14 protein-coding genes are annotated in these 12,894 nt (G+C 38.8%); 11 read left to right on the forward strand and 3 right to left on the reverse strand.

Features of this window, described 5'->3' with window-relative positions; all coding sequences use genetic code 11:
• Positions 1-85 precede the first annotated feature (85 nt).
• From LC454_RS21615 to LC454_RS21635, 5 genes are all read left to right on the forward strand, one after another.
• A complete protein-coding gene (locus LC454_RS21615; protein ID WP_223584522.1) occupies positions 86-1,231 on the forward strand; it encodes an aspartate aminotransferase family protein in 1,146 nt (381 codons plus the stop codon).
• A gap of 141 nt (positions 1,232-1,372) precedes the next feature.
• Positions 1,373-2,335, forward strand: coding sequence for an acetylornithine carbamoyltransferase (locus tag LC454_RS21620; RefSeq protein WP_120261726.1), 963 nt, complete (start codon positions 1,373-1,375; stop codon positions 2,333-2,335).
• Positions 2,336-2,387: 52 nt separating this feature from the next.
• Positions 2,388-3,185: an acetylglutamate kinase gene (argB, locus tag LC454_RS21625; protein WP_120261725.1), complete on the forward strand. Its 798-nt coding sequence runs from the start codon at positions 2,388-2,390 to the stop codon at positions 3,183-3,185.
• Positions 3,186-3,211: 26 nt separating this feature from the next.
• Positions 3,212-4,018, forward strand: coding sequence for a pyrroline-5-carboxylate reductase (gene proC / locus LC454_RS21630; RefSeq protein WP_223584523.1), 807 nt, complete (start codon positions 3,212-3,214; stop codon positions 4,016-4,018).
• Positions 4,008-5,072: a M20 family metallo-hydrolase gene (locus LC454_RS21635; protein WP_223584525.1), complete on the forward strand. Its 1,065-nt coding sequence runs from the start codon at positions 4,008-4,010 to the stop codon at positions 5,070-5,072. Before proC ends, LC454_RS21635 begins: the two co-directional genes overlap by 11 nt.
• Before the next feature lie 34 nt (positions 5,073-5,106).
• On the opposite strand, the gene LC454_RS21640 is transcribed toward LC454_RS21635, so the two are convergent.
• Positions 5,107-5,580: an Lrp/AsnC ligand binding domain-containing protein gene (locus tag LC454_RS21640; protein WP_046674894.1), complete on the reverse strand. Its 474-nt coding sequence runs from the start codon at positions 5,578-5,580 to the stop codon at positions 5,107-5,109.
• Between the two features lie 355 nt (positions 5,581-5,935).
• Between LC454_RS21640 and LC454_RS21645 the strand changes: the two genes are divergently transcribed.
• The gene (locus tag LC454_RS21645) at positions 5,936-6,982 is read left to right on the forward strand and encodes a hypothetical protein (protein ID WP_120261722.1); all 1,047 of its coding nucleotides are present in this window, start codon (positions 5,936-5,938) and stop codon (positions 6,980-6,982) included.
• Here LC454_RS21645 and ruvC read toward each other — a convergent pair whose 3' ends face one another.
• Entirely contained in the window at positions 6,983-7,549 is a 567-nt protein-coding gene (gene ruvC, locus LC454_RS21650; protein WP_120261721.1) for a crossover junction endodeoxyribonuclease RuvC, read from the reverse strand.
• A gap of 136 nt (positions 7,550-7,685) precedes the next feature.
• Between ruvC and LC454_RS21655 the strand changes: the two genes are divergently transcribed.
• Together LC454_RS21655 and LC454_RS21660 are read left to right on the forward strand one after the other, a co-directional pair.
• The gene (locus LC454_RS21655) at positions 7,686-8,624 is read left to right on the forward strand and encodes a flippase-like domain-containing protein (protein ID WP_262903129.1); all 939 of its coding nucleotides are present in this window, start codon (positions 7,686-7,688) and stop codon (positions 8,622-8,624) included.
• Entirely contained in the window at positions 8,608-9,738 is a 1,131-nt protein-coding gene (locus LC454_RS21660) for a glycosyltransferase (RefSeq protein ID WP_223584527.1), read from the forward strand. The genes LC454_RS21655 and LC454_RS21660 overlap by 17 nt, the downstream gene beginning before the upstream one ends.
• A gap of 7 nt (positions 9,739-9,745) precedes the next feature.
• On the opposite strand, the gene LC454_RS21665 is transcribed toward LC454_RS21660, so the two are convergent.
• Positions 9,746-10,480 (reverse strand): lysophospholipid acyltransferase family protein, encoded by a 735-nt coding sequence (locus LC454_RS21665; protein ID WP_223584528.1) that lies wholly within the window; start codon positions 10,478-10,480, stop codon positions 9,746-9,748.
• A gap of 123 nt (positions 10,481-10,603) precedes the next feature.
• On the opposite strand from LC454_RS21665, the gene LC454_RS21670 reads away from it, so the two are divergent.
• Genes LC454_RS21670 through LC454_RS21680 form a run of 3 tightly spaced genes read left to right on the forward strand, consistent with a single transcriptional unit; the run spans position 10,604 to position 12,840 of the window.
• Positions 10,604-10,879, forward strand: a complete 276-nt coding sequence (locus LC454_RS21670) for a DUF2089 family protein (RefSeq protein WP_120261717.1) — start codon at positions 10,604-10,606, stop codon at positions 10,877-10,879.
• Complete coding sequence (locus LC454_RS21675) at positions 10,869-11,453, forward strand: YIP1 family protein (RefSeq protein WP_223584530.1); 585 nt, start codon at positions 10,869-10,871, stop codon at positions 11,451-11,453. The genes LC454_RS21670 and LC454_RS21675 overlap by 11 nt, the downstream gene beginning before the upstream one ends.
• Positions 11,454-11,466: 13 nt before the next feature.
• The gene (locus LC454_RS21680; RefSeq protein WP_223584532.1) at positions 11,467-12,840 is read left to right on the forward strand and encodes an alpha/beta hydrolase family protein; all 1,374 of its coding nucleotides are present in this window, start codon (positions 11,467-11,469) and stop codon (positions 12,838-12,840) included.
• Positions 12,841-12,894 lie beyond the last annotated feature (54 nt).

Genomic DNA, 12,894 nt, shown 5'->3' on the forward strand with positions numbered 1-12,894 from the left:
TTATAACTGATATATTTGTAATGCTAAAATCTGATAGCTTTTTCTATTACAAGCTATTTCGTTTATCAATCTATAATTCATTAAGATGAAACCATTTGATGTTTATCCCATTAATCCCATTAACATAGTTAAAGCTAATGGATCTACGGTGTGGGATGCCGAAGGAAATGCTTATTTGGACTTGTATGGTGGTCATGCCGTGATATCGATCGGACACACGCATCCACGCTATGTGCAACGTATTACAGAACAGTTGAATCGTATCGGATTCTATTCTAATTCTGTTGAAATTCCAATTCAGCGTGAACTTGCACGATTGCTTGGCGAAGTATCTGGTAAGGTTGATTATGACTTATTCCTCTGTAATTCCGGCGCTGAGGCGAATGAAAATGCATTGAAGCTCGCGTCCTTTTATAATAAAAGAAAAAAGGTGATTGCATTCTCTAAATCTTTCCACGGTAGAACGTCGTTGGCTGTAGCTGCGACGGACAACCCTAGTATTGTTGCACCTATTAACGAAACAGAGAACGTTATTTTTCTGCCCTTTAATGATGAGGATGCACTAAAGGAGGTATTTTCAACTCATGGTGAAGAGATATCTTCTGTTATTATCGAAAGTATTCAAGGTGTTGGTGGAATTAGGGAAGCATCCGTTGCCTTTCTTCAATTGATTCGCTCACTTTGTGACCAATATAATGCAGTATTTATTGCTGATGAGGTGCAATGTGGCTATGGTCGGACAGGTTCTTTCTATGCACAGGATTATTCTGGAGTAGATGCAGATATTTACACGATGGCGAAGGGAATGGGGAATGGGTTTCCTATCGGTGCAATAAGTATCTCTCCTAAGTTTAAAGCTTCCCACGGTAGTTTGGGGACAACCTTCGGCGGCAACCATCTGGCCTGTGCTGCAGCTTTGGCTGTTTTGGAGGTCATCCAACAAGATCGTTTGATGGAGAATGCGAATACTGTAGGGCAGTATCTCATTGACGAACTAAAGAAAATTGAAGAGATTGTAGAAGTGAGAGGTAGAGGATTAATGATCGGAATTGAACTTCCAGCATCTTTGGCACATGTAAAGAAAGATCTTTTGTTAAAGAATCGTATTTTTACGGGGGAGGCTAAACCGAATGTTATTCGATTGCTTCCAGCATTAAATATTACCAAAGAGCATGCTGATCAATTTTTATTAGCATTAAAAGAACATATAAAGGCGGTTGTAGTCGCTTAAAGATAATAGATGAAATAATAATGATTAGCCTCCCGATATGACGGAAGATCAATCTGAATTATTCCATCAGCAATAAATAAACAAAGCGGGTAGCACAGCGTGTTGTGCCATAGAAAATACCCCCATAAATGATTTGTATAGATGAAAAAGTTTTTCTCTGTAAAAGACGTATCCAGTGTAGCAGACGTTGTCCAGGAGGCGTTAGCGCTAAAAGCGGCACCTTATGATAACCAAGATCTTGGTAAACATAAGACGTTGGGTCTTGTGTTTTTGAACCCTAGCTTGCGTACTCGTCTGAGTACCCAAAAAGCGGCAATGAACTTGGGGATGAATGTGATGGTCATGAACATGGACAAGGATGGTTGGGCATTGGAAACACAGGATGGTGTCGTGATGAACGGCAGTACTGTTGAGCATATCCGCGAAGCGGCAGCGGTGATGGGCGAATATTGTGATATACTCGGATTGCGATCTTTTCCGAAGCTAAAGGACCGAGAGGAGGACTACAGCGAGGATTTATTCAATAAATTTATTAAGTATTGTGGTGTCCCTGTTGTTTCTTTGGAAAGTGCCACACGTCATCCATTACAGAGTTTGACGGATATCATTACCATTACTGAGCATAAGAAGACGGCTAAACCAAAGGTTGTATTGGCTTGGGCTCCGCATGTGAAAGCTTTGCCACAAGCTGTGCCGAACTCCTTTGCAGAATGGATGTGTAAGGCACAGGAAGAAGGGCTTGTAGAGTTTACGATTGCGCAACCTATGGGTTATGAACTGAGCAAGGATTTTACAAAAGGAGCTACGATTTCAACGAATTTAAATGAAAGCCTGAAAGACGCTGATTTTGTTTATGTGAAAAACTGGTCATCCTATCAGGAATATGGCGAGGTATATACGGTAGATGAGGATTGGATGATGGATAACGAAAAACTGTCTTTGACAAATGATGCGAAGGTCATGCATTGTTTGCCTGTAAGACGGGATCTGGAGTTGTCCTCTGAAATCTTGGATGGACCGAACTCGTTAGTTATTAAAGAGGCAAGTAATCGTGTCTGGGCAGCTCAGGTTGTTTTAAAACGAATGCTGGAAGATCTAGTCTAAGACCGATCTTTTGATTATTGAGAAACTATTTTTATTTGGGAAAAGTTGCGTAATGGCTAATAGTGTATTAAATATTATAAAAATTGGCGGAAATATTATCGATGATGAGCGTCTGTTGGATTCTTTTTTAGAGAAATTTTCTGCATTGTCTGGGAAGAAGATCCTAGTGCATGGCGGTGGTAAAATTGCGACACGTTTGGCAAGCGAGCTTGGTGTACAAGCTCAGATGGTTGAAGGCCGTAGGGTGACTGACGAGGATATGCTTCGTATAGTCACGATGGTATATGCTGGATTAACAAATAAAACCATCGTTGCCAAATTACAAAAATTAAAATGTGATGCTGTAGGTTTAACTGGTGCTGATGGCGATGTGATAAAGGCTATAAAACGCCCTGTCAAGGATATTGACTATGGTTTTGTAGGGGATTTATTGCATGATTCTGTGAATACACTGGCTATAAAAAAATTCTTGGAAGCGGGTTTTATTCCTGTGTTCTCCGCTATCACTCATAACGGTTTAGGACAGCTGCTTAACACTAATGCAGATACCATTGCATCTTCGTTGGCGGTTTCTCTGGCGTCTTTATATGAAACGTCATTGGTGTATTGTTTCGAGAAGAATGGTGTATTACGGGATGTGACGGATGAAAACTCGGTTATACCAACGATTAAATCTGAGGAATTTGAATATCTCAAAGAATCGGGAATTGTTAATGATGGTATGATTCCGAAACTACAAAATGCATTTAATGCAATAAATAAAGGAGTTCAGGAGGTATATATTGGTCATGCCAATAATTTACACTTGTTCCAACAGGGACAGTTTGGTACCTGCTTGACATTAAAGTAATCATGTAATCTAATCTAAACCCAACTATGAAAAAGGTCACTATTATCGGAAGTGGCAATATCGGTCTATCCTTGGCAAAAGGGCTTGTAAAAAGTGCATTTGCCAGTGCTGCTGATATTACATTGACCCGGAGAAATCTGAATGCTTTGGCTGAAGAGGCAAGCCAAGGATTCTCGGTAAGTAATGATAATAAAGCTGCTGTTAAAGGCGCTGATATTATTGTATTCGCCATACTACCACAGCAGTTAAAAAAGGTATTGGTTGAAGTTGCTCCCGAAATAGATAAGAAAAACCAGATTTTTGTATCCATTGTATCTGGTGTTTCATGTACTGACCTGAAAGCGGTATTGGGTGAGGATGCAACTGTAATACGTGCTATGCCGAATACGGCAATCGCGATTGCTCAGTCGATGACTTGTATTGCTAGCGATAATGCTTCGGATGTTAGTCTTGCTGAGGTCGAGAAGATGTTTGAGACCGTTGGATCAGTTGTCGTTATCAATGAAGATCTAATGACTTCGGCAACTGCCTTGTGTGCCTGTGGAATAGCCTTTTTCCTGCGTGCTATCCGAGCAGCGTCGCAAGGTGGGGTTGAAATAGGTTTCCATGCGCATGATGCCTTGAAAATGGCCGTTCAAACGGCTAAAGGTGCTGCGGATTTATTGTTACATACGAATGCTCATCCAGAAGGTGAGATTGATAAAGTTACGTCGCCGAAAGGATGTACTATTGCCGGATTGAATGAGATGGAACATAATGGTTTTAGTTCTGCATTTATCAAGGGAATAAAATTGTCTGCGGATAAAGCAGGAGGACTATATCATGAAGGATAAAGATAGCTTATTTCAGGATAGTCTAGCTTTATTGAAACAGTTGATCGCTGTATCTTCCCTAAGTCGGGAGGAAATGTTGACAGCAGATCTGATTGAGGCCTTCTTCAAAGAAAGGAATATTAAGACCTTTAGGAAGGGAAACAACGTTTGGGTATACAATGCACATTACGAAACAAATAAGCCAACAATCCTACTTAATTCACACCATGATACAGTAAAGGCTAACCCTGGTTATACCCGCGATCCATTGGTTCCTACGGTAGAGGAGGGGAAGCTCTATGGCTTGGGTAGTAATGATGCAGGCGGGTGTTTGGTGTCACTGATTGCCGCCTTTTTGTATTTTTACGAAGAGAAGGATTTAAAATATAATTTTTGTCTGGCTGCGAGTGCTGAAGAGGAAATCTCAGGTCGAAATGGTATTGAATCTGTCTTGGAAGATATTGGAACAATTGATTTTGCAATCGTTGGCGAGCCAACACTGATGGATCTTGCCGTAGCTGAAAAAGGGCTGATGGTATTGGATTGTAATGCAATAGGAATAGCAGGGCATGCCGCTCGTAACGAGGGTGATAATGCTATTTATAAAGCAATTAAGGATATTCAATGGTTTAAGGAGTATGCTTTTGAAAAAACATCAGCAACCTTAGGCCCGATCAAAATGTCAGTGACGATGATTCAAGCGGGGTCGCAACACAATGTGGTGCCCGCCAACTGTAGTTTTGTTGTCGATGTAAGAACAACTGATGCTTATACCAATCAAGAAACCTTAGCGATAATCAAATCCCATGTCTCTTCAGAAGTTTCGGCTCGCTCTACGCGTTTGAAATCTTCTTCTATTCCGGAAGAACACCCAATTGTCCAAGCAGGAATAACGCTTGGCCGGAAACTATATGGATCTCCGACGATGAGTGATCAAGCGCTTATTCCGGTACCTTCTTTAAAGCTGGGGCCAGGGGATAGTGCAAGATCGCATATGGCGGATGAATTTATCTATATTGATGAAATTAGGGAAGGAATTGATTTGTATATAGCGATGCTACAAAAGATCGTATAAAAAAAGCTTCCAACTGTTGGAAGCTTTTTTTATACTAGACTAAACTGATCTGACGCTTAATACTTTCTTCAAGGGAGATAATCGTTTCCGTACGCTGGATCCCAGGTACCGATTGGATATCTTCGTTCAATACTTTTCTGAGGTGGACAGTGTCCCTACAGATAATTTTTGCAAAAATACTGTATTGGCCGGTACAATAGTGTAGCTCAACCACTTCTTTGATTTCTTTCAACTTATCTACCGCATCTGCATATTGTGAACCTTTTTCTAGATAGATACCGAGAAAGGCAGTGATGTCAAATCCAACTTTTTGAGGATTGATAATAAGATTTGAACCTCTGATGATACCTAATTCTTCCATCTTCTTCATTCTAACGTGGATGGTACCACCTGATACAATTAGCTTTTTCGCTATCTCAGTATAAGGAATAGAAGCATCATTCATTAGAATAGACAGGATTTGGATATCCAAATTGTCTAGATCATAGTTTGCATATTGATTTTCCATTAACAATGGGTTTTGTGTTTCATTCATTGGTCATACATCAAAATCTGACCAATAGCTAAAATAATTAAATTTATTTCAAAATTACTAAGAATTTTCGGTTTATAGATGTAAATTTAATAAAAAATACTTATTGATATTGATAATGTTATATGTTTTTGATTGAAAGTGCTTATAATTGTTTTAGAGGTGATTTTATTGTAAGGTTATCGGATTGTTTCGTTATCTTGTTATTAAAGTCAGTTAGACGATAAAGATGTAGGATAAAGATCAAAAACAAAAGACAAGTAAATAAGCAGCATATATGTTAAACCAAAGTCTCAATACGCTTATCTAATATCTCAAGACTAAAATAAAGATGGAAGAAGTTCAAGATGTAAAGATTTCGAGGAAGAAGCCGATCTTTGAGGTAGGGGAAGGGCTTCATAAATATCTTAAGCTATATCAACGGGATGAAAAGCTGCCCATTGGTTATAAGGATTTATTGAATTTTACAGAGACCGTGCCGGTCATGGACAAATTTGGTAATGATACGTTCTGGGAAACACCACTTTATCCTCAATATCTGATTGACCAATTATATGACGGGCTAAAGGTCATCTATGCAAAGCTTAAAGCTTCCGGTAACACGCGTATTGTACAGCACAAATATATAGACCGTGTTGAATACTGTGGTTTTGGTAATACAAGACCATTTCGGATTCGTATCGTAAACCGATTGAATGACGTTTATGATTATTTTTATATCAAACAGGCGGATGCATCACGGATCTATGGTTTAGAATTAGAGGAAATATTATCTCCAAATCAGGTCAACTATATGGTGGATCAGGATACACTGGTTGAAGAGCATATAGTTGGTATCCCTGGTGATATATTTTCGCAAACAAGGATGTTTACACCCGATTACAATTTGACACGTATTTCGAAGGAATTTGTCAAGTTTAATGAACGTTGTATTATCACGCTGCTGGGAGATATGCGTGCCTATAATTTTGTCATGCAGATTACACCTGATTTTGATGACTTTCAGTTTCGGATCAGAGCAATTGATTTTGATCAACAATTTTATGAGGGAAATCCCAAGGTATATATGCCACAGTTTTTTAAAGAGAACTATCCATATGTCAAGCTTGCGATGGAACATCTAACTGAAAAAACGGTATTGCAATACCAACAGGAGGAGCGATCGTCGATCGTACATCGGGTCCGAAGTGAGCGGCATCGAATTGCTGATCTTCGGGATGCTTCGCAGACTCAGATCCTTTCAACACCGGAAAATATTAAACAACTGCGCGAAGGCTACGCGGAGTTTTACCAAAATAATTCTTATTTGAAGTGCAAGACAATGACTGATATTGTGGAATTAAACGTTAAAAATGTGATTCGACAGGTACAGATGTAGTTATTTGATTCGGTCTTTGTTGTCTTTGATAAAAGAGGACCAACCTGAATAGGATTTGCCGCTGCCTGAGGTACTATTTTTTTGAAACGAATGACAAACTGCAATTGCCAGCCCATCTGTTGCATCTAGAAATTGAGGTGTCTCTTCGAATTTTAAGAGATTTTTGAGCATGGCAGAAACCTGTTCTTTCGTGGCATTTCCATTTCCCGTAACGGATTGCTTTATTTTTCTGGGTGAATATTCAAAGATGGGAATATCCTGTGCCAGTGCTGCTGCCATGGCAACACCCTGTGCTCGTCCTAGTTTGAGCATCACTTGAATGTTTTTGCCATAAAAGGGTGATTCCAGCGCAACACAGTCTGGATTATATTCTTGCATTAATGCAGAGGTCTTTTTGAAGATGCGCTGCAATTTTAGGGCATGATCGTCGAGATGCCCCATTTTGATGACACCCATTGAAATAAGGGAGATTGTATTACCCACTTCTTTAATAATTCCGTATCCAAGTACTACTGTCCCAGGATCGATCCCTAAAATGATTCTTTCTTTCGCCTTTTCCTTCTGCATGTACAATATTACAAATTTTGCTTTTTATAAGTGGATTGCTGTACACAAAACTTAATCATTTGGCTAAAATTTAGTAACATTGCTCTCTAATTATCAAAAGTTGACTGGGAGACAAAAAAAATATATTAGTCTTTTATTGAAGATACTTGTGTTTGCACTTGCAACATGGTACATTATTACCAAAGTATCTGATAAGAGCAATATCGATAAGTTTAAGACGCTAATCACAGGATTAGAGCAACATTCTGTTGTCTGGACATTGATCTTGATTGTTGTTTTAATGCTTGTAAACTGGCTTCTGGAGGTGGTTAAATGGCGCTATCTTGCATCCAAACTGGAGCATATATCCTTCTGGAAGGCATTTCAATCCGTTTTTTGTGGACTTACATGGGCGATTTTTACCCCGAATAGGATCGGCGAGTATGGGGGGCGGGTGTTGTTCCTGAAGCCGCAAAATAGGGCTAAAGGAGCTGTTGCTATGGGGGTAGGGTTGTTTGCTCAACTGGTATTGACAAGTGTTGCAGGCTCGCTGAGCATAGCTTGGTTTATTTGTAAGTTTTTATCCACGCCTTTATCCGTTCAATTTGGTGTCTGGTTGCTCGCCATTATTTACGCTGCTGGATTTGTCATCTTGTATTTTAATGTGAGATGGGTGGATATGCTTGTGGGCCGAATTAAGTTTTTGGCGAAAATAAGACCTTTTTTTGAGGTATTGGAGCATTATTCCGCACCTGAGTTGAGCATTGTTTTGGTAAACTCACTGGCAAGGTTTATTATTTTTACTTCGCAGTATATTATTTTGATGAAGCTGACCTTACCTGAGCTGCCACTTCTTTCCATGGTTTTGATGATCTTTATCCTCTTTTTTGTTCAGGCAGCTTTGCCGACATTGGATATTTTCGATTTTAGTGTACGTAGCTTTGTGGCAAGTAATCTTTATAGCTATATTACAACACAAGAAATTGCGGTGATGGCAATTGTATCGTGTATCTGGTTTGTCAATTTGATTCTCCCTGCGATATTTGGTTCTATTTTTGTTTTTAAGATTAATTTTTTCGGTGATACAAATTCTTAGCTATTTATTGATCAGTTTTGCGTGCGTGTATGCTATTTTAGTATTGTGGATGCGAAAAGGCTGGGCCACGATTCAAGCGCCCACAGGTCTCTTACCTTCTACCAAGACTGTATCAGTTATTATCGCTGCACGGAATGAAGAATTAAATATCCGGAGAACGATAGAATCAATATTGAACCAAAATTTTCCGAGTGAACTTCTTGAACTTATTATTATTGATGATCATTCGAATGACAACACTTCCACTATAGTAAAAGAATATGCAGAGCGAGGTGTGAAATTGATTCAGTTAAATGAGAATGGTCGAATGAATTCCTATAAGAAGCTGGCGATTTCAAGGGCAATTGACTGCTGCAAGGGAGAGATTGTTATTACTACGGATGCAGACTGTAGGATGGGGGCAAATTGGCTTGCGACAGTGATCGGGACATTTGAAAAGGAAGATGCTTATTTATTGTCTTCTCCAGTCGTATACTCGGAGGAAAAGAGCTTTTTTGAACGGCTACAAACCTTGGAATTCCTGTATCTCATAGGTCTTGGTGCAGCGAGTATAGGTAATAGAAAACCTACAACCTGTAATGGTGCAAATTTGGCTTACCGAAAAGATATATTCAAACAAATGGGCGGTTTTAAAGGTATTGATGAACTGGCTTCAGGGGATGACGAGTTATTTTTGCATAAAGTGGCGGAGAAGTACCCTGAAAGAATTGCTTTCTGTAAATCGGAGAAAGCGATCGTGTATACAGATGCCAAGCCCGATCTTAGGTCATTTATCAGCCAACGAAGACGTTGGGCATCTAAGAGTACCAAGTATAAAAATAAGGGAGTTATTGCTTTAGGGATCGCTATTTGGCTGTTTAATGTGTTATTATTGGTCGGAGCCATTCTTGCAGTTGCAGGTATTAAGACACTTGCTTGGGTTGTCCTTTTTGCATTGCTACTTAAAATGACAGTCGAACTGTTGTTTATCCAGCCTTTAACCAATTTTGCAAAACGGACTAATCTGCTCTGGTATCTTCCTATATTGAGTTTGGCCCATATTCTGTATTTAGCTTATATTGGAATATTGGGGAATATTGGAAAGTATGACTGGAAGGGTAGGCAAGTCAAATAATTCTACTTTATTTTTCAACTTTCTGCTTAATAGTCTCTTCGGCTAGTTTTACAATTTCCTCAATATCTTTATCCTTTGTATCTAGTGGATCAAGTACCTCCCATGTCATATGCAGAAAAGGAGTCAACGGATACATACCATATTGTACCATCTCATATGATCCTTTGATTGCAATCGGGACGACTAATGCATTTGGGTTTTTCTTTAATAATGTTGCAATACCACCTACATGAAAAGCTTTCATCTTACCTGTTTTTGATCGAGTTCCTTCTGGAAAGATAAAGGCCGACCAATTCTTTGTTTTCATATTGTTGGCAAGTTTCAGAATCTCAGCTATCGATTGTTTGGCGTCATTACGATCGATATTGGCTGCGCCACCATGTTTTAGATTAAACGAAATACTCGGTATACCACTGGCCAGCTCAATTTTTGAGATAAACTTTCCATGAAATCTCCGCAGAAAATAAATGAGCGGTGGAATGTCAAAGGTACTTTGATGATTGGCAACAAATATAATGGGTTGCCCTAGAGGGATAGATTTGTTGTCTATAAAAGTAACCCTATTGAATAATGTATAGTAAGACGCGACGAGGCATGCATTTAAGATGTCAACACTTTTTTTGTGTGCATTATAGCCACCGAATTTCAAGCACAGCCATTGGATGGGGTGGAATATAATCAAGGATAAGCCAAAACAAAACCAAAATATAATAGATAGAATATAGCCTAAAAACTTTTTCATATGCTTTTTTTATTGTTTACAAATATATCATTAAGCAATGATTTTGAAAAATATTGATAATATTGTGTTTGATTTTAATATTATTAATATTAAATTTAATAATATCAATAGTCTTATTGTTAAATGAAAAAGATACCTGTAAATTGTCCATGTTGTGATGCAAAATTGAAAGTCTCCAAGCTGGTCTGCGATTCCTGCGACACCGAAGTTGTCGGTAAGTTTACTTTACCCTTACTGATGCAGTTGACAGTAGAAGAGCAGGAGTTTGTCCTCAATTTCTTAAAGTATTCAGGTAGTTTAAAAGAAATGGCCAACCAGATGGGTAAATCCTACCCAACGGTTCGTAATATTTTGGATGATCTGATCCATAAATTAAATTCGCTCGCCAATGAAAATTAAACAGCTATTTTTAAATCCGTTTGCGGATTTTTCAGAAGGGACATTGTTTCTCGTGGGAATCATCGGTTTCTTATTATCCAGTTACCTTATTTATTTATCAGGTCAGCAGTTCAATGGCTTTATGCACTTCTATAAGCCCGAAGTAACTGTTTCCTTTATTGCGGTGTTAAAAGTTCATACCTATATGGTTTTGGCTCCTTTAATTCTTTTATATATTGTGGGAGTTGTTGCCAATCATAAGACAAGGATTATTGACGTATTGAATGTTATATTGATTGCTCCATTTCCACTTTATTTAATGTTGCTCTTGAGTAAGTTGATCAATCAGGATAAGTTTACCAATGAGATAGATCAAGCGTTAAAAAATGGTGACCATACCTTGTCGAGCATTGACAAGGGACAGATGGTACTATTTGGCTTATTTGGGATCTTTGTGTTATTTCTCTTGTTTTATCAGTTCTATTTATTGGTAAAAGGAATGAACATCGCTGTTAACAATAAAAAGATTTGGGTAAGCATTTTGTTTGTGGCATTATATTTTATGCTTGATTTAGGTATACAGTTTTATTTTTAACGGCCGGAAAACTATGAAGAAAATTCTCTACTTATTTTTGATCTTTTTACATTTTTCATGTGCTGGTGCGCAAACCTTTGATGGCTCGTGGAAGGGTGAGGTGAATGTGTCCGGACAGAAATTACTTTTGGTGTTCAACCTAAAGAAGGATAGTAATGCGAATTGGGTAGGGACCTTTGAAAGCCCAATGCAGACCTCATTGAAGTTTCCAGTTAATACAATAAAAACACATAAGGATTCGATCTCAATGGATGTCAAAGCAATTGGGCTTTCATATACGGGCTATCTGGATCGAGACAAGGATGTGATGAAGGGTGTCATGAAACAAGGAAATTTCGAATCTGCGATGATATTGGTGCGTAGTGAGAACGAGCAAAGCGGGCTTTCACGCAAGCAAGATGTCTTTCCTCCGTATGATTATATTGAACAGGATGTTTCATTTCAAAATACAAAGGGCAATGCTTCTCTGGTAGGTACCCTGACCTATCCAAAGGGTGGGGGGGCTTTCCCCGCTGTTATTTTGGTCAATGGGAGTGGACAGCAAAATAGAGATTCGGAAGTTTTTGGTCATAGACCATTTAAGATCTTAGCAGATCATCTCAGCAAAAATGGCTTTGCAGTTTTACGTTATGATGACCGCGGTATTGGTGGTTCGAAAGGTGAGGTTAACTTGGCGACTACAATTGATTTTGCATCGGATGCAAATGCGGCCGTGGATTTTCTAAGCAAACAGCAAATGGTCAAGACTGATAAAATTGGTATCATTGGCCATAGTGAAGGTGCTTTGATAGCAGAAATAGTTGCTGCTGAAAACGATAAGGTCGATTATATTGCTTTGTTGTCTGGACCAGTCCTCAAAGGTGATTCCTTATTGATCTTGCAAAGCTATGCTTTGGGGAAAGTGGCTGGACTATCTGAGCCTGCGTTGGAGGCAAATAAGCTTAATAACAGAAAGCTATATGACATTCTGCTAAGGGACGAGCCGCCGAAGACTTTGGCAGAATCATTGGAAGAAGAACTTATCCGTCAAAACAATGGAAGTGCATTAACATCTGATATGAAAGTTAAATTGAGCCCGATGTTGATCCCATGGTTCAAAACTTTCCTACGTATTGATCCTGCATATTATCTGAAACAAGTAAAAGTACCTGTTTTTGCTTCTTTTGGAGGCAAGGATATTCAGGTTCCTGCAAATGAAAATATCTATGCACTTCAACGCTTGCACTTGAATACGACAGATGTTACCATTAAAGACTATCCAAATTTGAATCATCTGTTTCAAAATGCGCAAACAGGAAAAATTGAGGAATATTTTGAAAATCCGGAAAGTTTCAATGAGCAATTGATGGATGATCTGACCAAGTGGCTTAAATTGAAAACAAAGTAATTGAATTTCGATGCTAGTGGCTATGAAATGTACCTTTGGGCAATATGGAATAGC

Origin of the sequence: Sphingobacterium sp. GVS05A, assembly GCF_019969845.1 — a bacterium.
In the GTDB taxonomy this organism is placed as follows: domain Bacteria; phylum Bacteroidota; class Bacteroidia; order Sphingobacteriales; family Sphingobacteriaceae; genus Sphingobacterium.